General features: G+C 73.2%; 7 protein-coding genes and 1 pseudogene. 4 read left to right on the forward strand and 4 right to left on the reverse strand.

All coding sequences use genetic code 11. From position 1 onward, the window contains the following. Positions 1-489 precede the first annotated feature (489 nt). Positions 490-1,035: pseudogene (locus tag BCD48_RS46225) on the reverse strand (integrase); the annotation flags it as partial. 226 nt (positions 1,036-1,261) lie between these two features. Here BCD48_RS46225 and BCD48_RS14270 point away from each other — a divergent pair. After that, a complete protein-coding gene (locus BCD48_RS14270; protein ID WP_198543238.1) occupies positions 1,262-4,177 on the forward strand; it encodes an AAA family ATPase in 2,916 nt (971 codons plus the stop codon). Positions 4,178-4,185: 8 nt separating this feature from the next. Here BCD48_RS14270 and BCD48_RS14275 read toward each other — a convergent pair whose 3' ends face one another. The 3 genes from BCD48_RS14275 to BCD48_RS14285 all read right to left on the reverse strand — a co-directional run bounded on the left by BCD48_RS14275 (position 4,186) and on the right by BCD48_RS14285 (position 23,778). Further along, the gene (locus tag BCD48_RS14275; RefSeq protein WP_071048856.1) at positions 4,186-8,031 is read right to left on the reverse strand and encodes a Tc toxin subunit A-related protein; all 3,846 of its coding nucleotides are present in this window, start codon (positions 8,029-8,031) and stop codon (positions 4,186-4,188) included. After that, positions 8,028-15,209: a neuraminidase-like domain-containing protein gene (locus BCD48_RS14280; RefSeq protein ID WP_083418622.1), complete on the reverse strand. Its 7,182-nt coding sequence runs from the start codon at positions 15,207-15,209 to the stop codon at positions 8,028-8,030. Before BCD48_RS14280 ends, BCD48_RS14275 begins: the two co-directional genes overlap by 4 nt. A gap of 61 nt (positions 15,210-15,270) precedes the next feature. Beyond that, positions 15,271-23,778: a SpvB/TcaC N-terminal domain-containing protein gene (locus tag BCD48_RS14285; RefSeq protein ID WP_071048858.1), complete on the reverse strand. Its 8,508-nt coding sequence runs from the start codon at positions 23,776-23,778 to the stop codon at positions 15,271-15,273. Positions 23,779-24,214: 436 nt separating this feature from the next. On the opposite strand from BCD48_RS14285, the gene BCD48_RS14290 reads away from it, so the two are divergent. From BCD48_RS14290 to BCD48_RS55615, 3 genes are read left to right on the forward strand one after another with little or no spacing between them, the layout of a single operon-like run. Then, positions 24,215-24,511 carry a transposase gene (locus tag BCD48_RS14290; RefSeq protein ID WP_071048859.1) on the forward strand — a complete coding sequence of 99 codons (297 nt, stop codon included), beginning with the start codon at positions 24,215-24,217 and terminating at the stop codon, positions 24,509-24,511. Between the two features lie 14 nt (positions 24,512-24,525). Beyond that, positions 24,526-25,344: an IS3 family transposase gene (locus BCD48_RS14295; RefSeq protein WP_274536528.1), complete on the forward strand. Its 819-nt coding sequence runs from the start codon at positions 24,526-24,528 to the stop codon at positions 25,342-25,344. Next, a complete protein-coding gene (locus BCD48_RS55615; protein WP_349308017.1) occupies positions 25,296-25,406 on the forward strand; it encodes an IS3 family transposase in 111 nt (36 codons plus the stop codon). Before BCD48_RS14295 ends, BCD48_RS55615 begins: the two co-directional genes overlap by 49 nt. The last annotated feature ends 201 nt before the right edge of the window (positions 25,407-25,607 follow it).

Genomic DNA, 25,607 nt, shown 5'->3' on the forward strand with positions numbered 1-25,607 from the left:
CCCAGCTTCGCTAGGCTGCTGCGACAGCCCAGCGGCGAGGTCTTCCACCTCCACTTGGTGCCATGGCGCCTCGTGGCGCACGGTTTCCGTGTTCCACACGCATGAGATACGGCCGGTGTCGGGTGTCCTCTGTACCCCGGGGCCGTGGTACCCGCACAGCCAGGCACATCCCCCCAGCTGCCACCGCCGCTTCCCAACGGCAGGCCCTAACCGCCGAACCAGCGTCCCATCGTCGGCGTTCTTTCTTAACGGGGCTTCCATCAAGGATTCACCTTATTCACCCTTCCGGTCTTCCCCTTGCCTGTAGCCCGTGGATGGATCACCGGCCCTTGGGCTTCCCTCCGGGCTTCACACCCCGCGCATTGAATGCACACACGACGCATGCCAGAGGCGGGGACGGGCTGTGAGCACTAGCCCGGAGCCGAATCGTCGACCACGTCGACCCTCCTTTCGTTCGGCTCACTCACACATTGCGACTTCGCGTCGCACGAGGTGGAAGAAGTCGGTGGCCAGCAGGCCGCTGGCCTGGGCTTGGAGGAAGGTGCGCCAGGTGGTGTCGGCGTCGCGTCGTGGTGCCGGGCCGAGACCTGCGCCGGCGAGGATCCGACGGATCGTGCCCGCGCCGATCCGATACCCCAGGCCGAGCGGTTCGCCCTGGACACGGCGATGACCCCAGGTGGGATTGTCGCGGGCCAGGCGGATCACCAGCGTCCGCAGTTCCTAGGCCACCGGCGGGCGGCCCACCTGGTGCGGGTAGCTCCATCGTCGGCGGACCAGGCGGCGATGCCAGGCCAGCAGCGTCGCCGGGGTCACCAGCTGGCACGACCGGACCTCCCGGGGTAGCAGCCGGGCGAGCGCGGCCAGGACCGCGCGGTCTGGCCAACTGAACCGGGGACGTCCGACCTGGCGTCGCAGCACCGCGACCTCGTGGCGCAGTACCAACAGTTCCGTCGTCCGCGCTGCGTCGCTGCGGGTCAGCAGGACGAGCCAGCCGAACACCCGCACCAGGACCAGATACACCAGCCGCACCACCATGAACCACGATCATCCACCACGGCGGCGGAGGGAGAAATCCCAGGTCAACGCCCGAAACCGGGTTCTGGCACGGTACAGCCTCGGGGGACGGGCTTGGCCAGGTCGACCCGCCGGACCCGCGGCAGATCGGACCCTTCGAAAGATCCAGGCCAGGCAGCCGTGTCCGGGCCCGGTCCGGTGGTCTCCTTTCCCGGTTTCGCCTCCAGTGCAGGAGTTTCACGGCAGGATGTGGGCCGAGGCGGCAGCCTCGCGCCGGATCGCGACCGGGGGGTTCATGCACGCGGCCGACGACACTCCTCCGCGCGACGGCGCGCGACCTTCCGGCCCCGTGATCGTGGGGCGGGACCGGGAACGGCGGCTTCTCGACGAGGTGCTTGCCGCGGTGTCGCGGCAGGGCGCGGCGCTGCTCCTGAGCGGAGAGCCCGGGGTCGGCAAGACCGCGCTGCTGGACTATGCGGCCCGTGCCGCGGTCGCTCCCGGCGTGGGTGCCCGCGTTCTGCGGCTACGTGGGGTGGAGTCGGAGGCGTCGCTGCCCTTTGCCGTGCTCGCGGACCTGCTTCTCCCGCTGCGGGAGCACCTTCCGGATCTTCCCGAGGCGCAGCGGTCCGCGCTCGAGATCTGCCTGGCGCTGGCCGGGGGCGAGGTCGCGAGCCCGTACCCGGCGTGTGCCGGGACCCTGAACGTCCTGGCGGAGGCGAGCGAGCGCCAACCGCTCGTCGTTCTCGTCGACGACCTGCCGTGGGTCGATCCCTCGTCGGCTCAGGTGCTCCTGTTCGTCGCCCGCCGGCTGGCGTCCGAGCGCGTCGCTATCGTCCTGACCGCGCGGCCCGACCCGCCGGACCGGTACGACCGGCCGGGACTGCCCGCGATAGACATTCGTGGCCTGACCCGGCCTGCATGCGCGCAGCTGCTCACGGCGCACCGTCTCGGCGTCACCGACCACGTTCTCGCGTCCCTGGTCGACTGGACCGGTGGCAACCCGCTGGCTCTGCTGGAGGTCGCGGCGCTGCTGTCGCCCGCTCAGCGCAGCGGTGAGACACCGCTCGGCGACCTGCCGCCCAGCCACCAGCTGGAGTTCGCCTGGTCCAAGCGGCTCGACCGGCTTCCCGCCCGAGCCCAGGACGCACTCACGATCGTCGCGGCCAGCCGGTCCGGCGACCTCGGAGTCGTCGCCGCGGCCTTGGCCGCGGCCGGGCTCGACATCGCCGATCTCGACCCTGCCCAGCATTCCGGGCTTCTGCTGACCGACACGGAGGCCGGCGTTGACGCCATGCCGCTCGCGGTCAGGTTCCGCCACCCGCTGCTGCGGCCGGTCGTCCTGCGCCGGGCGCCGCTGTCGGCCCGGCTGCGGGCCTACCGCGCTCTCACCGAGACGTCCTCCGGGGAGCTGAAGGCGTGGTACGGCGCCGCCGCCGTCACCGGACCCGACGAGAGGGTGGCAGAGTCGCTCGCCGCGGTGGCGGCCGACGCGGCCCGCCGCGGCGGTTACGCTCCCGCGGCTCTGGCCTGGCGGCGGGCCGCCGAGCTGACTGCCCGCCCGGGCCGCCGCGCCGAACGGCTGCTGCTGGCCGCCCGGCACGCCTACCTGGCCGGCCTCGGGCCGGCCATGGCCTGGTCGCAGGAGGCCGCGCGGATCGCCGCCGCGGAACCGGACGCGGGCCTGCGGGCCGACATCGACCTGCTGCGCGGCCGGATCCTCGCCTGGTCCGGCCGGGTCGAGCAGGCGCGCCAGCTTCTGACCGCCGCCGCGGAGACTCTCGCGGACACCGAGCCCGCCAGGGCCGCCGCCCTGCTCGCGGAGGCTGTCTTCCCGGCCGCGACGGACGGCCGGTTCGACCTCGCGCTCCTGGACGCCCAACGGGCGTACTCGCTCGCCACGGCCGGCCAGCCACGACGGGGCACCTCGCCGGCGGGCGAAGGGCCGCCGCTGCCTGTGGTGGTGGCACTGGTCGAGACCCTTGCCTTCGCCGGGCGGGTGCGTGAGGCCGAGGACCTGTTGAGCACGGTGCGCCCACGGCTCTCGCCGGCCGACCCCGGCAACGACCTGGAGACGCTGGCGTGGGCCGCGCAATGCCTGCCCTGGCTGGAGCAGGACACCGCGGCGGCCGGCCTGCTGGGCCGGCTGGTCGACCAGGCCCGGCTGCGCGGCACCCCCGCCCTGCTGCGCCAGACGCTGAGCGTCCGTGCCGAGCTGGACATCCGGGCCGGCCGATGGGCGGACGCCGACGCCGACGCGGACGAGGCGCTCCAGTGGGCCCGCGAGCTCGGCCACGCCAACTCGATCGCCTACTCCCTGGTCTCGCTTGCCCGGATAGCCGCCGCGAGGGGAGACCGGGCACGGTTCGAGGAGCACATCGACGACCTCCGGCGCACCGCCGGGCCCCTGCGGATCAGAGGGGTGACGATCCTCGAGGCCGCCGTCCTCGGGTTCGAGCATCTCAGTCACGGCGAGTACGGCCCCGCGGTGACCCAGCTCGAGCGGGCCTGGGGCCCGGCGCTGCGCGGCGGCCTCGACAACCCCGTCGTCGTCCCGTTCGCCGCCGACCTCGCCGAGGCGCACCTCCGCGGCGGCGAGCGGAGCTCGGCCGAGAAGGTGCTCGACTGGCTGGAGGAACGCGCCGAAGCCACCGGCCTGGCCTGGCCGGCGGCCACCGCCGCCCGCTGCCGTGGGCTGGCCGCCGACCGCCTCGCCGACGCCGAGGCCGCGTTCGCCCTGGCTCGCGACGCCCACCAGCGCCACGACTACCCGTTCGAACGGGCCAGGACCCAGCTGTGCGAGGGAGAGGTGATGCGCCGCCTGCGCCGCCCGGGCCCGGCCCGGGAGCCGTTACGCGCCGCGCACGCCACCTTCGAGGCACTCGGCGCCCGCCCCTGGGCCAGCCGGGCCGCGGCGGAACTCGCCGCGGCGGGCTCACCGATCACCGCCGCGGCTCCACCACAGCCCCTGGGACTGCTCACCTCACAGGAACTGCGGATCGCGCGCGCCATCAGCCAGGGCCTGAGCAACGCGGAGGTCGCGGCGGCCCTGTTCATGTCCCGCAAGACCGTCGAGGCCCATCTCACCCACATTTACCGCAAGCTCAGCCTCCGCTCCCGCACCGACCTCACCCGCCTCATGATCACCCAGCCCTCGCCCCCGTGAGTCTCAGGTCAGTGATCCTCGTCGTCGGGTGCGCCCCAGTCGACGACCAGCCAGGCATCGGTGATCTCGCGGTTCTCGTCGAACAGCCGGACGGTCCAGTCGACGCCCAGGACCGGGATAGGCGCCTTTGTGAGCACCGTGCTCCTGAGACCGGTGAGGTACGGGCCCAGGGTGTCGGTGGTCGCCTCGCTGCCCGCCGGGCCCGCGACCTTGACCTCCTCCTCCGAGCGGACGATGAGGCGGGCGGCCCGGATGACGGCGGGCTTCGACAGACTGGCGCTCCAGAAGGGGAGGTGCCGCTCGGTCAGCGTGACCGTCAACGGCCGGGACGCGTTCGCCGCGGCCGGCGCCGCGGTAAACGCGGCCCAGGCGGAGGGGAACTCGTGGCGCAGCGAGAACAGCCGCTGTGACCCCACCGCGCGCGCCTTGGCGATCTTGTCCTTGAGGTCCGCCATGGCCGCGCCGCGCAGGGCGTCGTCGGCGCGGGCGGTGTAGCGCAGGTGCAGGATGACGTCGCCGATCGAGTCGTAGTCGAACGACGTCGGCTCGCCGGCGCCCGGGTCGGCCGGCAGCCGCAGCTGCCAGGTGCTGATGACCCCGGAGTTCTCGAAGGGCCGGTAGCGCTCGTCGGGCGCGTTCGGGTCGAACATTCCGGCGTCATTCTGCCCGGAGCTGGTGACGATCGACCGCAGGCCGCCGTGGAAGCCGGAGAATCTGTCGTCGTCGGGCCCCTGGTAGGCGTAGGCTTCGCCGTCACCTACCGTCGCGGTGACCCGGATGCGGCTGCTCTGGAGCGTGAGCGTGCAGGCGACGCCGGCATAGGGGCCGGTGACGCAAGGCACGCTGACGGCGACACCCCGGATCCGCCGGAAGTAGTGGCCGGGGCCATCGAGGTCGAACAGGGCCTCGTCGAGGCTCACCGTGCACGTGCCCGCGGCCCGCAGCTCGACGAGGGCCAGTGGGTTCACCTGCAGCAGGCTGACGTGTTTCGTCAGCTCGTATTCGCGCCGGTTGAGCTCGAGGTAGGCCAGCTCCATGCGCTTGACGTCCAAGTGCAGGCGCTCGCCTGCGAGCAGCCCCTCCCGGCCGGCCGGGTGGCCCTGGCTCAGGTAGGACAGCGTGGCGTCGCCGAGCTCGTGGCGCAGGCACTGCTCGGCCTTCTTCGCGACGTCGAAGGCGAGCTGGAAGTACTGCGCGTACAGGCCCCTGACCTCGCGCCGCAGCCAGGCGTAGAGCGCCTTGTTCGTGGTCTTCCCGGCCCGCTCGGTGCCGTTCTCGTTGAGGAAGAGCTCGACCTCGGCGGCCTGCTCCTTCTGCTTGCGGTGGTTGCGCAGCTCCTGGCGGGCGATCGCCTCCCGGAGCTGCGCGGCCCGCAGCTGCTTGAAGATCTGGTTGATCTCCAGGGCGGCGAGGCCGCTCTGCAGCGCCCACTCCCGTTCCCGCCGGGCGAATCCGTCGATGCGCGCGGCTCGGCGCGCCTCGAAGTTCAGCCGGTCGGCGATGCCCCTGGCCGCCCCCGCTGTCGCCTGGATGCCGCTGCCGATGTTCGACCCACCGAAGCTGAGGCTGCCTCCTATTCCCCACGGCGTCAGGTCGACGCTGAGCTGCGGCAGGACGCTCGCGAGCGACGCGCCGACCGACAGCGCGTTGCCGATGTCCGTGGCTATCTGCGCCGTTTCCAGCAGCAGGGTCTCGCGTACCTCGTACGAGCTGAGCAGCTTCCCGCCGGCGAGGAACCCGGCGACCTGGGCGAAGACGCCGGTGGCGAGGTCGGCGTCGATGCCGCGCGGCGTGAGGGCGGGCTCGGCCGCGGTGAAGGCGAGCTTCGCGAGCGCCTCGGCGTCCAGCTCGGCGAGCTTGGGCACCGCCTTGCTCACCTCCTCGGCCGACCGGCCGAGCTGGCGCTCGTAGTAGGCGTAGCGGTGCGCCGCCTGCGCCAGCGACCCCTCGAGCGCCTCCCGAGCCTTCGTGCTCTCCTGCAGCTGTGTGTATCGGACCTGCTCGGTCAGGTCGAGCAGGGCCCGCTCGTGCCGGGAACGCAGCGCGGCGAGCGCCTCGCCGTCCTCCTTCTCCAGCGCCGACAGCAGCGTGCCGCCCAGCGCCTTCACCTCGCTCGCCAGCTCCGCGGCCTTCTGCGCCAGCACCGTGAACCGGACGAGCGGCAGCGGCTGGTCGAGCCCGCTGACGACGGCGGCGACGTCCACGCCGGACGCGGCGGCGCGGGCGAGCAGCGCCGGGTCGATCGGCGGCTCGAACAGGGCGAGCTGACGGAACACGCCCTGCAGGTTCAGGCTGTTACGGATCTTGAAAAGCCGGTCGGCGACCGTGTCCCAGTAACCGAGCAGCTTGTCGTTGGGCGGCACGCAGAAGTACGGCGCCTGGCCGATCGAGCGGACAACGGCGCCGCGCGCGTCGCCGCCGGAGCCGGCGGGCACCGCGTCGCCCGCGCCGACGGCGGGGTCGTCAGCCGGCAGCGGCAGGAGATCGAAGGGCAGCACGGGCTCGAGGCCTTGCAGGACGGTCCCGAACTTCTTCAGGTCGGCGCTCAGGCTCGCGTACGTCCGCGGCCGGGCGCTTGCCGAGGTGGGAACCGGGTTCGGGCGGGGGCCCAGGATGCTGGCGGCCAGCAGGTAGAGGGTGAGCGCCTCGTCGACGGCCTCGCCGGTGTCCTGCCGGAACAGCGAGTCGCCCCAGGCGATCAGGTTGTCCAGGTAGGTCATCACCGTCTTGTACATGTAGGCCTGGGGGCGGAACCGGGCGACGGCGTGCGGCCGGAACGGGTTGCGCTCCCAGGCGCCGAGGCTGGCGGCCGTATCCCGCCGCGTCGCGCTGTCCGGGCCGGCCAGGCCGGTGAGCAGGTCCGCGACCCGTTCGACGTCGGTGCTCTGGAACGGGCGGACCTTCCAGAACCGCGCCGGCGTGGGCCCGTCGCTGGTGTCGGTGGGGTCGAAGAGGTAGTGCAGCCAGCGCTGCGCCTCGGCGAAGTGCCCGTTCTTGCTGAGGTGCACGGCCATCGTCAGCGGCGCGTGGAAGAACAGCTCCCAGTTGTAGACGGCGTAGGCGCCGTTGGAGCTGAAGTCGAGGTCGCGCGCCGGCCGGGGCCGCTCGACCAGCGAGGTCGGGGCGTAGGCGGTCATCAGGTCCTGGTACAGGTCCTTCGGCACCTGGCGGCTGGCGCGCAGCGTCGCCGCCGTGCCCGCGGCGAGCCGCAGCTCGGTGCCCCGCTGGAGCAGCACCCTGGACTGGGCGGGCAGGGTGCCGGTCAGGCCGCCCAGCAGGGCGACCGTCGCGCCGGCGCAGGACAGGGCCGCGTCGGCGGGCAGGAAGGCCGGCTGCCCGGCGAGCGTGACTGGGCTGCCCGGCGGCGGCGTGTCCGCCAGGCCCGCGACCAGGGTGACGCGGAGCTCCCCGGCCGTGGTCACGGAGGCCGGGCCCTGGAAACGCAGCCGTGTCGAGCCTGCCAGCTCGACGTCGACCGCCCCCGTCGTCGGAATTGTGACGGGGTCGGTCACCAGCAGCGTCCCGGCCACGTCGGCCGGCACGGTCAGGGCCGTGCCGGCGGGCAGCGCGACCTCGACGCTCTCGGGCAGCGACGGGCCGCCTTCGGCGTATTCGGTGTCCGCCGCCTGCAGGCCCGCGACGCCCTCCCGGGCCAGGCGGCGCGCCAGGAACTCGGCGTAGGGATGCGCGTGCAGGCTGACCCGGTAGCGGAGCTCGCGTTCCCGCAGGATGTGGGGCCGGGTCTCGTAGGTCTCCTGCCGGGCCCCGTTGGCCGGGGCTTTGGTGGCCAGGGAGAGGGACCGGTCGACGGCGCCGTGCAGGCCGAGGGAGTCGTCGAAGGCGAAGGGCGTCATCGGAACACTCCCGAGGTCAGTGGGCCGAGGCGCAGGTCGCGCGTCGGGTTCTGGGCGAGCGCGCTGCCGAGGCCGCCGGCGCCGACGATGGTCAGCCCGCCCGCGATCGTCAGCCCGCCGGCGCCGGCCGCGCCGTCGGCGAGAACGGCGACGTGCCCGGCGGGGACGGCGCTGCCGACCTCGACGACGACGGCCCTGCCGCGGCCGGCCGCCGCCGCGGCGGGGAACAGGTCGATCGGGGCGCGGCCGGCCGGGCCGACGACGGTGCCGTCGAACAGCAGCGCCGTCGCCGGGTTGACCAGCCAGTCGGCCGCGTCCAGCGTCTCGATCAGAGAGTCGAGGACGACCAGCCCGCCGCCCGAGCCGGCATCGAACAGCTCTGTGGGGACCTGGAGCGGACCCTTGGGCGTGGACGGCGTGACCACCTTCTCCAACACGAGCGGCGGAGGTTCCCAGGTCGACGCGGACCTGCCCTGCTCGGGGGTCGTGGTCACCCAGTCGTCCCATTCGTCGAGGGTCCGTTCGACGACCTCGGGCTCGAGGAAGAGCGTGTGGTCGCGGTCCTGGAAGAACACCGGCCGCATCAGCGCCTCGATCTCCGCGAGGCCGCCCGCGATCGCCGCGCGGACCGCGTGGGGGTTTTCGGCCTTCTCGACGGCCTCGTCGGACAGCCCCAGCGTGAGGACGTTGTTCGTGGGCAGCAGCTGGAAGTCGCCGGCCCGCGTGAAGATGTCGAGGGGGACCGGCGGGGCGTCGGCGCCCGCAGTGTCGATCTTGGTGTGCAGGCTGGCGCTCAGCCGGCCCGTTCCCGCATACCGCGTCGGCCATGGAACCTTGGCGTCGGCGGACACGACGAACGGGATCGCCGGCCGGGTCTGTTCGACCTTCGGCTCGACCGGGCTGTGGCGGCTGGCGAGGTAGAAGGCCTTGCTGACCGGCGCGCCAAGCGTGAGGTAGAGGCCCGCGGCGGGGGCGCCCGCCGGCGCCGGCTTGACCGCCGCGCCGTCGGGCGGGTCGGGCACCACCGTCAGGTGCACCGGCGTCGAGCGGGGCGTGAAACCCGCGTCCACCTTCAGGTGGCGGATCCTGGTGGCGTCCGGGCCGGCGTACTCGCTGGTCTCGGGCTCGCGCCAGACCCCGTCGACCCGCTGGGTCCAGTGCAGCTGGACCTCGACGCTGCGCTGCACCGTCGGCAGCGAGATCTCCTTGTTCGGGTCGGCCTTGGCGGCGGCGCCGCCCGCCGCCTCGCCCTCCTCGTCGCGGAAGGTCACCCAGAACAGGTAGAGCCGTTCCCGCCACACGGCCGGGACCAGGTGGTCGCCCTCGACCGGCACCCCGATGGGCTCCCAGGGCGACCAGGTGTAGTCCGCATAGCGCCGGTAGAAGTGCTTGTGCGGGACGCCGAACGTCCGCCCGATGACGTGCAGGGTGTTCGCGGTGGCGCCCTCCTCGAGGTGCATCGCGACGACGTCCAGCCGGGCCAGCTCCTCGAGGCCGCGCAGGTAGCCGAGGAAGGCGGCGTCGGCGGCGTCGGGCGAGACGTCGTCGGCCAGCAGCTTTCCCTCCAGCTCGGCGAACAGATGCGACTTGTCGTCGCGGAACTCCGGTTCCAGCCAGTTCTCCGGGTACAGGAAGATCTTCCGGTTGGCCTCCCACACCCGGTACCGCTTCAGCCACTCCCACTGGTCGGCGGCCACGATCGCCGCCGGCGGGACCTGGGCCTCCTGGCCGAGCAGGCAGCGCTGGACGAACAGCTGCACGGAGGCGATGGCGAGCCGGATCCGCGACGTCTGGACGACCGGCTCCATGCCCGGGTCGAGCAGGTAGTGCTCGTAGAGCTGCTCCACCCGCGTGAAGTCGTGCCGGCGCATCACGTGCGCGACGAGCGCGTCGCGCCGGCGCTGCCGCAGCCGGTCGAAGACGGGCCGGGCGGCGCGGCGCCACGTCTCGTCGTCGTACCGGGACTTGACGGCGTTGCGCAGCTGCTGGGCCGCGTCGGCGCGGTGGGTGTCGGTGTCGTCTTCGTCGGGCACTACGATCCGCGTCCACCGGCGCAGCGTCGCGACGGGGACGCCGAACCGCTCGACCAGCCGCAGCGCCTCCCAGAGCCGCCGGACCGGCACGTCGGTGCCGAACGCGCGCGTCGCGGGGGTCGGGAACAGGTTCGCCGCGGTGGCAGCGACGACGGCGGGGTCGCGCCGGGTCAGGGCGGCGATCAGCGGGTACACCGACGCAGCCAGCCGGTTGGCCGCGCCGGAGGCGTCTGCCTCGAACACCGCCACCAGGTCGTCGCTGCCCGGGGCGATCTCGGCCTTGAGGGCGGCGTACTCGGCGAGCCGGCGGAACCACGCGAACCGGCGGCGGGCCGCCGCCCGCTGCGCCGCCGTGTCCCCGGTGGGCCCGATCGGCAGCTCGCCGAGGTTCACGCCGGCCCACCCGGCGGGGTGCGCCAGCAGGTGGCGGGTCTCGCGGGTGGTCAGCCCGAGCCCGTCGACCAGCCGCAGCGCGGCGCCGAGCAGCTCGTAGGCGTCGACGGCCGCGTCCATCGCCGCCGCGGCGGCGGCGGCGTCATCGGCGGCGTCGGCGGCGGCCGCGGCGAACAGGGGGAGCAGCGCCGCGGCCCCGGCGCCCGCCGGGCTGAGCAGCTTCTCGTCGGTGAGCAGCGCGGCGACCGTCGCCGGGTCGGCGCCGGACTGGTCGGCGACGGTCCTGGCGACCAGGTTGCGGACCCGCTCGGCCGCCGCGGCCGGGTCGGCGGGCAGCGTGGGCTCGGCCCGGACCGCCCGGAGGCCGTCGGCGAGGCCGGCGACCAGGCGGCGGGTGGCCGCCGGGTCGGGCCGGAAGCGGCCCTTCGGGTCGACCCGGCGGCGGAGCAGGAAGTCGAGCTCGTCGATGGCGAAACCGCTGGCGCGGACCTGGTCGACGGCGTCCAGGAAGCCCAGCGTGTCGACGAACGGGTGGTCGTCCGCGAGCTCCCCGAGCGGTCCGTCGTGGAGTGGGGCGAACGGGTCGCGGCCGGACAGGGCCTTGAGGGTGATCAGCTCGTGGACGGTGAGCCGCAGTGCCCTCGCGAGCAGCGCGTAGCGGTGGAGCACCGACAGGTTGGCGACCGACAGCGCGGCTGTGCCCGCGGGCAGGCCGGCGTCGGCGAGGATCTCCGTGATCTCGCCCGCGGTCAGGCCGAGGGCGCCCTGGATCGCGGGCAGGTGGCCGGCGAGCAAGGTGAAGCCGGCCGGCTGGCCGGCGGCCTGGTCCGCCAGCCAGCCGGCGTCCAGGTAGTCGCCGGTCGGGTGGTCGAAGACCGGGTCGGTCGCCAGGATGCGGGGGTTGAGGAACAGCTGGGCGTACGGCGAGCCCTCCCCGTCGGTCGGGATCGGCGACCACAGGGCCAGCAGCCTCGCCGCCGCCGGGGGGAGCGACAGCCGCGCGGCCAGCGCGCGCAGGTGGGCGACGTGGATCAGGGCCGTCTCGAGCGGCCGGTCGGACCAGGCCGGGGTGGTGCCGGGGGTGAGCGCGACGAGGATCCGGTCGGTGTCCGCGAGGCTCCAGCCGAGCCGGCGCCACAGCCGGACGAACAGGTTGAGCCGCAGGAACGCCTCGGCGTCGGCGGGCGCGCCGTCGGCGTGGCGGACGATCGTCGCGTCGAAGTCCGGGCTGCCACCCGGTTCGGCGAGGACGAGGATCTTGTCGAACGGAATCGCCGCCAGCCGGTCACGGAGGTCACCCGCGGTGACGCCGAACCGGGCGGCGTGGTCGACGATGCGGGCGTCGACGGCGCCCAGCTCGGTCAGCCGGGTCCAGTCCGCAGCGTTCAGCGCTTTGAGTCGGGCCCGCTGCACGTCGTCGAGCTCGGCACCGAGGAGGTCCCTGTTCGCCTGGAGGAAGGCGGCGTTGCCCGGGGCCACGTAGGCGCGGGCGGCGGCGACGGTGAGGGCGAGCCTGGTGAGGAGGGCCGCCGCGGGCAGGGCCGGGTTCACGAACCGGGTCGTGAAGAGCTCGACCAGCTCGGTGTAGCTGACGCCGAGCGCCCGGCTGAGCGCCTTGGCCGAGTTCAGATCGCCCCGCTGGCCGGTGTCGGGATCGGGGTCGGGCGTGACCGCGAGGTCGCGGGTGGCGTACCCGTAAAGCGTCCACCAGCCGGCGAGCGGGTCGGGGTCGGTGAGGATCGCCCGTTCGGCGGGGGAGACGCCGAGCTGCTCGGCGAAGACCTCCGCCCGGCCGTAGGCCGTGTCCTTCCCGGCGAACAGGTCGTCGGTGGGCCGCAGCGTGTCGAGCAGCTCGGCCAGCGGCACGCCCAGGCGGGCGCAGAGCTCCCGCGCCGTCTCCAGCCACAGGTCGAACGGCGCCGTCAACGGGTAGGCGTCGGCGAGCAGCGTCCGGTACGCGGCCGCCTCGACGCCCGCCGGCTCGGCGAGCAGGTCCTCGGTGGCCGCCCCCGGCGGGGTCTGCCGGGCGGCCTCCATCGCGAGGGCGTTGTGCGCGACGACGTACTCGAAGATCTCGTTGACGACGTCGATGTAGGGCAGCGCCGTCGACGTGTTCGCGCAGGTCAGCTCCAGGTACGGCAGGTCGGGGCGGCGGTCGGTCAGCGCCCTGAACGGCCGGAGGTGGCCCGGCGGCTCGTACTCGGTGCCGGTACTCGCCCGCCAGCGGGCGGTGAAGTTCGCCCACGCCTGCGGCTCGCCTTCGACGAACTGCAGCAGGTCGACGAGGTAGGCCGCCGGGCTGAGCACGGAACGGCAGTGCTCGCAGGCGCAGAAGTCCTGCGAGCCGAACAGGGACTCCATCGTCGGGTAGCTCTTCAGTGCCGACCGGAGCCCGTCGAGCGCCGCCGCGCGCGCCGCCGGCGTGCCGGAGACGGCGAACATGCCTGGGTCGGTGTCCAGGCGTTGCGTGACGCCGAACAGGTTGTAGGCCAGCGCGCTGATCTGCTTCGCCTTCCGCGAGATCAGCCGGGTGAGCTCCCTGGGTGGGGACTCGCCGTGGATCTCGAGGTATTCGGCCTGGTAGACGCGGTGGAAATCCGTCTCCCGGAGCGCGCTGATGTCGTGGGCCGAGGTGAGGCCGAGCTTGAGGAGCACCGGCATCGCCTCGTCGGTCGGGGTCAGCTGGTAGATCCGGTGCAGCATCCTGACCTGCTCGGTCGCGGCCGTCAGCTCGGCCGGTTCGAGCCCGGCCGTCGGGGCGTGATCGGCGGTCAGGAAAGCGTCGACCGGGGTGTGCCCGAGGCGGAAGCCGGCGCCGGCCGCGGCGGTGAGCAGCGCGACCGTGCCGTCGCGGTCCGGGCCGAGGTCGAGCGCGCCGGTCGCGACCAGCCGGGTGACGACCTGGGTGGGATAGCTCAGGCGGATCTTGCGGGCCAGGTCCGCGGAGTAGCCGTCGAGGCGCGCCTCGACGGTCTCGCCCCGGTACCGGGCGGGGATCAGCGCGCCCAGCGCCGTGTCGTCCGCCGCGAGCGCGCGCACCCGCCGCTTCCACTCGCCGGCACTGTGCAGACCCTTGTCGACGAGCGTCGCCGGGTCCTTGAACCGGAGAGGCACAGCCCCGGCGCCGGCCTCGGGCGGCGTCTCGTCGTCGGTCAGCTCGGACATGAGCAGCTCGGTGACGCGTGCGCCGTTGCCCGCCAGGTACGCGAGCTTGCCCTGCCAGCGCAGCTTCCCGATCGCGGCCTCCGGCACGCCCGCGGCCCGGGCCCGGTCCCACAGCGGCGACCCCGCGACGCCGCGGGCACCCGCCGGCGCGTCGTCCGCGCGCGCCCCGTCCCGGTGTTCCGGGTCGCCGCCGCGCAGGAGGACGTCGACGAACGTGTCCTGGGCGTCGCCGATCCCCGCCAGGTCGAGCAGCTCGCCGAAGGTGCTCGACGAGCCCGGGGCGGGCAGGCCGAGGCGGGTCTTCCGGGCGAAGGCGGCGAAACCCGTCCGGAACTCGTTGATCTCCGCCGGGGTCATCGCCACGATGCCGCGGCCGTGCAGGCCGGTGAGCGTGTCCGCGACGACGTCCGGGGCGACGGTCGCCAGCAGGTGCTTGTCGGTCGGCAGGCCGGCGCGGAACAGGCCGTACAGGCCCTGCGCCGGCAGCGCCGCGGCGTCCGGGTCGGCGCGCAGCCGCTCGGCGACGGCCGCCAGCGCGAGCAGCCGGGCGTCCCAGCCGGTGAGCGCGTTGAGACCCGACAGGTCCTGGCGCTCGGCGTCCTCCTGGGCGGTGGCCAGCGCCTCCGGCCCGGGCAGGTGCGGGCCGAGGGCGGCGGTCAGCCGGAGGTACTCCGCTTCCGCCCGGACGGCGCCGGCCGGCGCGATCAGGTCGGCCCGCACCGTCGGCTCGCCGCCCAGGTGGGTGAGCGGCTTCGACAGCCCGATCTCCTCGCCGTCTGCCGTCACGGCCCGGACCTCGAGGGAGACGGCCCGCCCGCCCGGGTCGTAGCCGAACGTGTAACGGCCGTCGGCCGCGGTGGTGGTGGAGTCGAGGCGGGTCAGCGTGCCGCCGAAGCCGCGGCGGTACAGGCGCAGGCTCAGGTTGGCCGCCGGGACGCCGTGGGTGAGCAGCACCGTGCCGGCGAGCGTGCGGGCTGGGACGGCCGGGGCGAAGAACCGCAGGTCGACGGTCTCCAGCGGCCGGACGCCGTCGATCACGTCGGACCTGGTGAGCTGCTCGCCGTCCGGGCCGGCCGCGACCGTCAGCAGCAGGCGGAGCGCGCCGCCGTCCGGCAGCCCCTGGTAGGCGATCGTGTACCGGCCGCCCGCGTCGGTGGTGTCGGTGCCGAGCCGGACCCGCGCGCCCTCGCCGAGGTGCCACGCGTCCACCCGCAGGCCCACGCCGGGCGCGGCCTCGCCGTCGGTGACCAGCCCGGCGACCAGGTACCGCGACGGCGGACCGTCGACGCCGCCGTCGAGCTCGCCCAGCCGCTCCAGCTCGCGGTTGAGCGCCCGCGCCGTCGCGTCGTCCACCTCGCCGGTCGCCGCCAGCCCTCGCCGCTCCTGGAACAGCGCCACGACCTTCGCCGTCCCGTCGCCGTACCGCGCCTCCTGCCGCTCCGCCACCAGCGGCACGACCAACTGGGCCCGGACGTCGTCGGCCAGCTCGAGCACCCGCCGGTCGAGCACCACCACCAGCCCGTCCTGCAGATCCCCGACAGCGGCCCCGCCCATCCCCGGGCGCAGCCCAGCCGTGATCCTTTTCATCACCGAACCCCTGTCCCGACGGCTTCACGTCGACAGCTGCAGATCGCTTGTGACCATTGGGTCATCGGCCGGAGTATTGGCCGGTAGCCCAGCCGTAAATGTCACCAAAATGTGTTCCCCAGTACCTGTCCGCCACGTCGACAGGCGTACTCTGGCCCGTCGCGGCGGCATGAACAGTGGCACCGGCAAGAGCAACCGAGCCGGCCGCGGCGACGACTGCCGCACCGGTCATTGCCGCAGTCCCCGCGGCGCCGGCCTCGACCGTCGTCGTAAGAACTGTCGCGGCGGTTCGCAACGCGGTTCCGGCCGACGACGCGGCCATTCTTACCCCCACCTGCATGGCTTGTGCGCCGGCGGCCAGGCTGCCACCGCCGACCGTATACTTGACATAGTCGTACACGTCGGATCCGGGAATCATCGACTTGACACCCTGCTTGAGTGTCCCGCCTAGGGATCTGGCCCCCGAGAGGACTCTCGTCATACCTCCACTGGCTGCGCCAGAAATCCTCGTGGCGAGCGATCCGCGCGCAGCTGAAAGGCTTGTCATGGTCGGGGTTGAACTGGTTCCGCCGGTCGTGTTTTTCGGCCCGCTCGCGGGGCCGTCGACGTCGTCGGAAGGAAACAGGCCAAGCCGCAGTTGCGCTGGTCCTGGCTTTTCACTGGTGGGCGCCGCGGGCAGAGCGCTTGTAGGCGGACCGGAGCCAGCCGGCGTGGATGGAAGAACTGGAGCCGACTTGGCCCTGCTCAGGCCGTCGTACGCTTCCGGTATCTGCGGGCCGCCATACTTAGTTCCTGGCGTGGCCGTCATGTCGGCCCGGCCTACTCGTTTGAGCGCCCCGCTGGCCGCGGCTGCCTGGCCCGCGGCCTTGTCGAGCGTAGCGCCCTGCGATGCGTTCTCGGACTGTAGCTGAATGAAAGCGGGTCCGCTCTCGCCTGCTGGAGTTGTTACCAATGGCTTTACGTGACCGACTTGAACTTTTCCGTACATCCACTGATTGGCGAGGTTCTGCGACATGTTGCGGATGGCCTGATTGATTCCGTCGCCCCGAGCTGTGGCAGTAAGAGTGAATCGAAGGTCCGTTTGTTGGATCAGATGCCATTGATACTCCCCGGCGGTTCCGCTGGGATCGCTGAGAATGCCGGGGTTGCATCGCACATATCCGTAGACGTTCAGCCCGTCTGACGGACCTCGTGGATCGCACGCTGTCCAGCGGGTTAGCCAGGGTGCGTAGTATCGGGCGCCGTGGTAGGTGAGGCCGGTTTCTTCGTCGCGTTCCTTGGTGGTGTAGCGGTAGCGTTTTGGTAACACGCCGGTGCGGGTGAAGGAGAGGGCGGTGCAGCCGTAGGGGTAGTACTCCTCGTAGGAGATCAGGTCGCCGGACTGGTCGAGCTCCACCGTGGCGGAGCCGAGGTGGTTGGCGTGCTGGTAGCGGACGACGACGCGGTCGACGGCGGCGGCGTCCTGGCCTGCGAGGCGGCGTTCGATGAGGGCGACGCGCTGTTCGCCGTCGAGGATGTGCACGGTGGAGCGCACCAGGGTGGGATTCCCGTCGGCGCCGAAGGTGCGGTAGAGCTCGAAGTCGCCGAGGTAGACGCGCTCGGCGGCGGGCCGCACGGGGTCGCCCGCGAGCGTGTGGTCGTCGGTGACCTTGCGGACACGTTCGCCGGCGCCGTCGTAGACGTAGTAGGTCGTCCGCGGCCGGGCGCCGAGCTGGGTCACCCGCTGCTGGGACGACGAGGCGAGCTGGTCGCGGTAGTCCCAGGAGAAGCCGGTGAGCCAGGGCAGGCTCATGTTCCCGCGCTCGTCGTAGTCGAAGGTCTCGACGGTTCCCGGCGCGTTCGACGGGCCGACCGTGGTGGCGGTCAGCCGGTTGCTGAAGACTTGCACGGGCTTTTCGGCCGTCGGGTTCGGCTCGAGCTGGCTGGGCCACCGGTGGGCGAACGTTCGGCGCCAGCCGGAGTGGGCCGGGTCGGTGCCGCGGTGGTCGAGCTCGGTGAGGTTGCCGGCGACGTCGTAGGTGTAGCGCTCGTGGTAGTTGCCGAGGGCCTGCCGGTCCGTCTCGGCCGGCAGGTTCACCCGGGGGGCGTCGTTCCAGCTGGTCGGCGGCTGGTGGCCGGCCGCGGCCGACGCCAGGCCGAGATGCTCGCGGCCGGTCGCCTCGATCAGCCGGTAGGTGGCGTCGTAGACGTAGTCGGCCGCCGCCCTGATCTGGGTGTTCAGCCGGAAGACAGTCGGCTGGGCGTCGTCGGCGATGTGCGTGAGGTTGCCGGCCGGGTCGTAGACGTAGGAAAGGTTCTGGACCTCGGCGCGCCGGTCCGGCGGAGTGCCGGGGGGCGCGTCGGGGTCGGGCGGCGCCGGGCCGTCGGCCTTGAATTTCGGCCGGGGGCGGATCGTTTTCAGCGTGCGCAGCCGGAACGTTTCCGGTTCGTAGGTGTACTCGGTGCGGACGCCGTTGCCGTAGTCGATCCGGGTGCGCTGGCCGCGCGCGTTGTAGTCGAGGTTCGTGACCAGGTCGGTGTCCGTGCCGAGGCCGGGCGGATCGTCGGGTATGTGCGCGTGGACGCGGGTGAGCAGCCCGGCCTCGTTGTAGGCGAGGGCGACGACGGTCCCGTCGGGGTGGGTGCGCCGGGTTGGGCGGTCCAGCGCGTCGAAGGCGGTGACCGCCGTCCACGTTTCCGGTTCGAGCGCGGGCTCCGGGTTCGTCGCCCAGTCGAGCACCGCGCGGTAGTCGACGGCGAGGGCCCGGGCGGCCGAGATCGGGTTGCCCTTCAGGTCGTAGGTGTGCTCGGTGCGGCCGGCGCCGTCGTAGGCCCGCCAGACCTGGCCGCGCAGGTTCGCGGACTCGGGGTCCGGCGCGTTCTCGCCATAGATGGTCCGGGCGACGGTGACCGGGTTCGGCGCCGTCGCGGGCAGGGCGAGCCGGACGGCGGTCGGCCGGCGTAGCGGGTCGTAGTCGGTGACGAGAAGCCGCTGCGCGCCTTGGTCGAGCGACTCCCAGACGGCCACCGGCTTGCCCGCAACATCGGTGAGCAGCCAGCGGGAGCCGGCCTCCAGGCTGTGCTCGGCGAGCCGGCCCCCGGCGAGGTCGTAGGAATACCGGACGACGACGCGGTCGCCGTTCTCGTCAGGCGGGTCGGCGCGGCGGTCGGCGCAGTCGTCGATCCGCAGCTGGTTGCCGCGGATGTCGAGCTCGACGTGGGTGCGCTGAAAGCTATCGACCCAGCCAAGCTGATCCCAGCGCAGGTCCCGCCAGTTCGGGTCCGAGGTGTCGGGCACCCGGTTGTGGACGACTGTCAGCACTGGCCGGCCGAGCGGGTCGAGCTGGACGGCCGTCGGCGTCGCCGCGTACGCGAGGGCCTTCGGCGCCAGGCGCTGTTCGAGGTCGGCCAGGTCACCGAAAGAGGTCTGCCGCTCCGCGGCCGACGCCGTGGTCCGCCGCTGGTACCAGGTTGGCGGGTGCTCACCCCACCCCAGTCGGGTGACGAAGCCGCGCACGCCGGGGTCCTCGGCCGGGTTGCCGCGCGTGGCCGCGTCCGGATCCGGCGCCGGCACAGGGCCGGGGTCGGGCGAGACCTGGCCCGGCCGCAGCGCGGCCGTGTCGGCGGCGTCCCAGGTGCGCTGGGACCAGGCGTCGAAGGCGACCTTGGAGTAGGTGTGGTCCGGGTGCAGGGTGGCTACGGCCCGGCCGAGCGGGTCGTAGCAGAGGATCGGGCTGACCCCGTCGCGGAGGCCGAACTGGAACCGGTGCGACGGGCGGAACGCGGGCTCGTACTGGCGGACCGGCAGGCCCTTGTTGTTGAGCACGACCCAGCCGGAGCAGACCCAGCGGTCCGGCCGCGGCACCGCCAGCGCCGGGTCGGGCTCGGCCGGAAGCCTCCGCTGGATCTCCCGGCCGAAGCCGTCGGAGTAGCTGAAGGAGATCTGTAACGGGCTCTGTTCCCCGGCGGCCAGATCGGCGTCGGCTACGTGGCGTTCCCGGGCGATCGTCGCCACTCCGGCGGGCTGGATGTCGTCGCTGTCCCTGGTCCGCTGATACGCCGCCAGGTCGTAGACGAACCGGGTGGTCGCGTCGCCGAGCAGCGCGCGGGCGGACGCCGGGTGAGGGCCGGGGCCGGCGCGGCCGAGCGGGTCGGCCCAGAACGCCTCGACCGTCGCGGTGGCGAGGTCGGGCGTGGCCGCGGCCCCGGCGAGGTCGTCGCCGGTGGCGTCGGGGCCGGTCTTCTTGCCGAGGACGGCGGTCGCGGCGACCCGGCCGAGGGCGTCGAGCGCGACCGCCGTCCGGTTGCGGTTCGGGTCGGTGACCAGCGTCGGGGCGAGCGTCCGGTAGTCGACGCGCGGCCGGCCGTCGAGCGCGCCGGCCGCGGTGCGTTCGCCGGCCGAGACGACGTTGCCGATCGGGTCGACGACCCGAACCGGCACCAGGTCGTAGTCGTCGTAACGAACGTCGGTCGCCCAGAGCGTGGACGGTCCGTGGGCCGCGACGGCCGCGGCGGCGAACGGGTCGACGAAGCGGCGCGGGACGAAGAAGTGCGCCCGGGCGTAGCCGAGCACGGCCGCCGCGGCATCGCCGACGTCGGCCGGCGCGTAGCGGACCGTTCCCGACGGCGCCCACCAGGCGTCGGGCAGCGCCGCCGGCTGCCCGGGCGGGGCCGGCGCGTCGGCGAGCTGGACGTAGCCGGCGTCGCGCAGCCTCGCCGTGGTCGCGCGCCCGCCGAGCGGGCCGGTCAGCAGGTCGGTGGTGAGCGCGAGCCGGTAGGTCTCGTGGGTCAGGCCCCGGGCGCCGGCGGCGCGCCAGGGGAGCGGGCCGTCGAGGCCGTCGGCCAGGAACCGGGTGACCGACCGGCCGACCAGTGTCCGGGTCACCCCGGCCGCCAGGCCGCCGCCGTTCCCGGCCAGCAGGCGGGCCAGCCTGACGCGGGTGATCTTCGGTGCCGCGTCGTCGAAGCCGGGACCCGCGAGCTGGTAGGTCACCACGTCGTAGGGCGCGGGGACGCGGTAGGCATCGGGCTCGGCCGCCGCGGCACCGGGCTGGTCGTCGTGCTCCGCGAAGATCAGGCCGGTGACGGCCGTCCGGGTCTCGGTGACCAGCGTGGTCGCCTGCGTCTTCTGGGTGCGCGCAGGCAGCGCCGGGTCCGGCGCGGTCCGGCCGTAGGCGAGCGACACGGCGTGGGTGACCGTGCCGAACGGGTCGACGTCCAGCACCACCTCGTGGGCGACGCGCGGGTCGGCCGGGTCGCGTTCACAGCTGACGGTCACGGTCTCGCGCGGATGGACGGCGAACACCCCGGGCCGGCCGCCCGCCGGGTCGGCCAGCACCTCGACGGTGTAGCTGTGCTCGGTGACCGTGTAGGGGTGCCGATTGCGGTCCGAGCCGTCGAGGGCGTACACCTCCTGGCGCAGCGGGCGGCCCTTCAACGCCCGGCACGCCTCGCGGAACGCCTCCGGGGGCAGCGGCGCCAGGTCCGCCGCGGGCACCAGCCGGCCGTCCCCGTCCCGCCGCTCGGGGGGTGGCGTGTCGTCGAGCAGCCAGCCGGCCGCCGCGCCAGCCTCGGCGCCTCCGTCGGAGCCGGCGCCATAGTACTCGTGGGCGAACAGCGCCGAGAGCCGGCCGGCGCCGGCGGCGGCGGCGCCGGTGTGGAACCAACTCACCGTCTTCACCGGCGGCAGGCTCGCCGCCGGGTCCTCGTTCTCCCCGGCCGGGAAGCCGCCCGCCTCGCCGTCGTCCGGTGCGCCGCCGTCCGGCTCCGGGTCCGGCTCCTGGCCGTCGCCGAGGGCCGTGAGGTGCTCGGTGTCGAACTGCTCGACGCGGCCGAAGCCGCGGAACTCGCGCTCGACGCCGTCGAAGTAGCCGTGGTGGTAGGCGTAGCGGGTGACGAACCGGTTCCGGCTCACCCGGTCGAACGTCGTCACCCGCTCGACGACGTGCACCGGGAACGGCAGCCGCGTCACCCACGGCACGCCGGCGGCCTTGTCTGCCAGATAGAACCGGGTCGACGACGCGTAGCCGATCGCCGTCTCAGCACCCAGGTTGTTGCGGACGCCGACGAGCAGGTTGGGCTTGCGGCCCATCAGATCGACATAGCGGATCTGCCGGCCGGCTGCCCAGGGCAGCGGCGACGACCAGACCAGGCAGGCCGTTCCTCGGCCGAGCAGGTCCACCACCGACACCGAGGTGACGTCGTCGACCGGCGGGAACGCCGCTAACCGCCGCGGCGGCGACCAGCCGTTGCCCAGCTCGTTGCGGTAGAGGTCGACGCCGGCCGCATCCAGGTAGACCAGATCCGTCGGCCCGGTACCGTCCAGGTCGGCCAGCCGCAGCCGCGCCGGGTCGAACTGGTCGCCCCGGTCGAAGACCGGGGAGCGGTCCATCACGACGGGCGGGCCGAACCGGCCGTGGCCGAGGTTCGGCCAGTAGCAGACCTCGCCGTCGCGGACCCGGACCAGGTCGGCGAGCCCGTCGCCGGACATGTCCGCGAGGTGGATCGCGAGCCGCCGGTCGGCGACGACGAGCCGCGGGCCGGCGGTCTCGTCGCGCGCCGCGGGCAGCCGGATGCCCGGCCCGAACCCGTCCTCGCCGAGCGACGGGTACCAGACCCAGGTGTCGTCGCCGGTGATCAGCACGTCGGCGTGGCCGTCGCCGTTCAGGTCGACGAAACGTAGCGCCGGGTCGTCCCAGTCGAGCGCGGGCAGCGAGCGGAAGGACCGGTGCGGCAGCCAGCCGGGATCGGCGTCCGGGGCGCCGGGGTGGCCGGCCGGGTCGGTGAGCGGGTCGGCGCGTTCGAAGAAGCCGGGCAGCGGCCCGGCGAGCGCGACGACGTCGAGCTGGCCGTCGCCGGCCAGGTCGAGCAACTGGGTGCCCGGCGCCCCCGCCGTCGACGGGACCGACGGCAACGCCCGGACCGGGCCGAACCGGCCGTCGCCGAGGTTGGGCTTGTAGAACCACGCGCCGGCCTGCTCGCCGAGCACCCCGGAGATCGACTCCCCGTCCAGGTCCACCCACCGGTACGGCGGCGCGTCCAGGCCGACGGGCAGGTTGGCGACGCTGTCCGGGTCGAGCTCCCGCACCTGTGAGCCGATCTGGGCGGTGCTGTAGACCAGCTCCAGCGGTGGCATCGACGCCGAGGCGTACGCCGTCGGGCCGCCGCCCGGCGCCGCGCCGCCGGTCCGGCGGTGGCCGGTCAACGTCACCGATTCCAGGAACGCGCCGGCCGGGCCGCCGAGCCGCCGGTCGGTGTCGATCCCCCGGTCGTCGCGGTAGCTCAGCGTCAGCGAGCGGACGAGGCAGTCCGAACCCACGCCCGGCTCGCCGGGGAAGTGGTGGAACATCAGGATCCGTTGGCAGAGCCGGTAGGTCCGCACCTCGAAGCCGGCGCGGTAGCTGGAGAACGGGTCGTTGCGGCAGTGCCAGGCGCGCCCGGGGGTCGGTGCCGCCGTCGGCCAGGCGTGGCCGGGTTCGGCGTCCTTCCCGGGCACCGGCGTCGGGGCGTGGTCGCCGTAGTCGAAGACCAGCTCGAAGTGCCACCCGTCGTCCGCGTCGCGCGGCGGCGCAGGGTCGGCCCGCCTGCTCCTCTTGTTGCCGTAGCGGACGGATCTCAGGTACCGGTTCGCCGTCTGGGCGCTCCTGGGCCGGTGCCGCTCGTGCGCCGCGGTCAGGTCGACCCCCGCGTCGTTCTCCGCCGCGTAGCGGTACACGACCGCGTTGCCCAGCGCGTCGAACGACTCGCAGATCAGCCAGCTGAACACGCGGCGGGCGGGGTCCGGATCGTCCGGCTCGTCGGGCCGGTCGGCGATCTGGGACTCTCCGTCCCGCCCGTAGATCGTGGTGACGTTGTCACGGCTGATCGAGCGCCAGTGCGTCCGGCCGGAACCGGCCGCCGTCCACCGCTCGATCCGGGCGTAAAGCCCCTCGACCCGCGGCCGGTACCGGGTGACCTCGTAGGCCGTCCCGCCGACGGTCCGCGACCGGCGCCTGGGCCGGCCGCCGACGCCCGGCTCCGGGACGAGATCCTCGGCGCCCGCCAGGAGGAACACGTCGGACTCGCCGGCGTCGTCGTAGGTGGGCAGGCCCTTGTCGGTCCGGCGGGTGATCGACGGCAGTCCGACGGACCAGCCGAGCCCGAACGGGCCGTGCGCCGCGCCCGAGTCGTAGGCCAGCGCCAACAACGGGCCGAAGCCCGAACGGGCCGGACTCGCCGGCAGCGGGATCGTCAACGATCCCGCCCCGGTCACCGGGTTGGCGGCGAACTTCTCCCCGATGCCGCGCACCGCGCCGCCGCCCCGCGGAAGCGAAACACTTGGCGGGCTGAAGGGTGACGCCGCGGCGCCGCCGCCGCCGGTCTGCGCCGCCCCCATGCCGCCGGCCACGCCCGCCCCGCTGGCGGTGCCGGCCCCGCCAGAAATGCCGCGGGCGCTGTTTCCGCTGGTCCGCCCGGGCCCAGCGACCGCCCGGCCGTCCGCCAGCGACCCGGATCCGGGCGCCGGCCACGAGGCTGCTTCGCCCGCCGACCCGTTCATCGCCACCGCGAGCACCCGGCTGCCCTCGATCGGCTGCCGGCCAGCGGAGCCCACGACGACTGGGGTCTGTCACGCGTCATTTGCCACCTATTGGCTCTCATCGCCCAATCGCCCCCACGGCCCGCACCTGATCAAGTCAACAGCGGCCAGCGGCCGCGGGCATCGGGGAACTCCCTACATTCCTTGTGCCGCAGGCGCTTCGCTGTCCAGCCTGGTTCGGTGAACGCCCGGCTTGGCCGCCATCGGCACGGCGTTAGGCGGTCACCGCATCGTGTGGGGCTCCAGAACCCCGATTCGGGCGATGACCTGCACTTTCGTGTGGCAGCGGGCCGGCGTCGGGCAGGCTGACTGGTCATGGTGTGGTCCCTGCTCTACGGCCTGACACGCAGCGTTCTCGGGCTGGTGCTGCTTCGAGTCCGTGGGGACACCGCGAAGTGAGTTTCCCCTCTGAGCGTGGAGAACATCGCGAGTAGAGGGTGAGGCGATTGTCGTGGAATCGCGTCGTAAGTTCGATCGGGAGTTCAAGGAAGGCGCTGTCCGTATCGTTCTCGAGACCGAAAAGCCGGTCGCGGCCGTGGCCCGTGACCTGGGGGTTCACGAGACAACGCTGGGAAATTGGGTGAACGCGGCGCGTCGTAGAGAAAAGAAGGGCGAACTGTCCGAGGACGAGCGGTCGGAGCTGGATCGTCTGCGGGCGGAGAACGCCAGGCTCACGATGGAGCGTGATGTCCTCAAGCGATCTGTGGCCCTCTGGGTGAACGAGGCGATGGGCCGCCAGACCCGGTAGGACTGGCCGGGTTCATCGCTTCCCAGAGGGCCGAGCACGACATTCCTCACAGCGTGACCTGCGCGCAGCTGGGCGTGTCGGAGTCGTGGTTCTACAAGTGGCGCCACGGCGACCAGTCCGTGCGACGCGCCCGGCGCCGCGCGCTCGCGGAGACGGTGCGCTGGCTGTTCCACCTGCACCGCGGCACCTACGGCTCGCCGCGGATCACCGCCGAGCTGCGCGCCCGTGGCTGGTCGGTGTCGAAGAACACCGTCGCGACGCTGATGGCCGAGCTCGGCCTGGCGGCGCGGCGCCGCCGGCGCCGCCGAGGCCTGACCAAGGCCGACCGCAACGCCGCCAAGCCGGTGGACCTGGTGCGCCGCGACTTCTCCCCGCCCGAGGCCCCCGACCGGTTCTGGGTCGGGGATCTGACCGAGATCCCCAACGACGAGGGCAGGCTCTACCTCGCCTCGGTCCTGGACCTGCACAGCCGTCGCATCGTCGGCTTCGCCCTCGGCTCCCGCCACAACCCGGCGCTGGCCACGGCCGCGCTGCTCGCCGCCATCGCCGCCCGCGGCGGCCACGTCGACGGCGTTGTGCTGCACACCGACCAGGGAGGTGAATACACCGCCACCGACTTCGCCGACACCTGCCGACAATCAGGCGTCACCCAGTCGATGGGACGCACCGGCTCAGCACTGGACAACGCCGTCATCGAGTCCTGGCACTCCACACTCGAATTCGAGCTACTCACCCGACACGAGTTCACCACCCGCGCCGAGGCGAAAACGCCGTCGCCGACTACATCGACTGGTACAACACCAAACGCCGCCATTCGACCTGCGGCGGACTGAGCCCCGTAACCTACGAACAACAGACCCGACCCGGCCAGAACAGACCCGGCCAGGCCGCCTGAACCAACCCCGGTGAAAAGACACAAACATGGAGGCGGCTCACGCCGCCACTCGTTCCCGAGGCCAGGTGCCAGGCTGAGCGCCGCGCACAATACGAGGCCGCCCCTCCAGCAGGGCTGCGACAAAGTCGTGGGCGGCGTGTCGGCTGGCGTCGTGGGCCTGTAGCGGCTACGGCTGCCGGGTGTACCGGCCCGCGACGGCCG

Origin of the sequence: Pseudofrankia coriaricola, from assembly GCF_001854805.1 — a bacterium.
Classification (GTDB): domain Bacteria; phylum Actinomycetota; class Actinomycetes; order Frankiales; family Frankiaceae; genus Pseudofrankia.

Bases quoted from the DNA above. Each gene is read 5' to 3' on its own strand.
- BCD48_RS14270 (WP_198543238.1), top strand. From the start codon at position 1,262: ATGTGGGCCGAGGCGGCAGCCTCGCGCCGGATCGCGACCGGGGGGTTC.
- BCD48_RS14275 (WP_071048856.1), bottom strand. From the start codon at position 8,031: ATGACGCCCTTCGCCTTCGACGACTCCCTCGGCCTGCACGGCGCCGTC.
- BCD48_RS14280 (WP_083418622.1), bottom strand. From the start codon at position 15,209: ATGAAAAGGATCACGGCTGGGCTGCGCCCGGGGATGGGCGGGGCCGCT.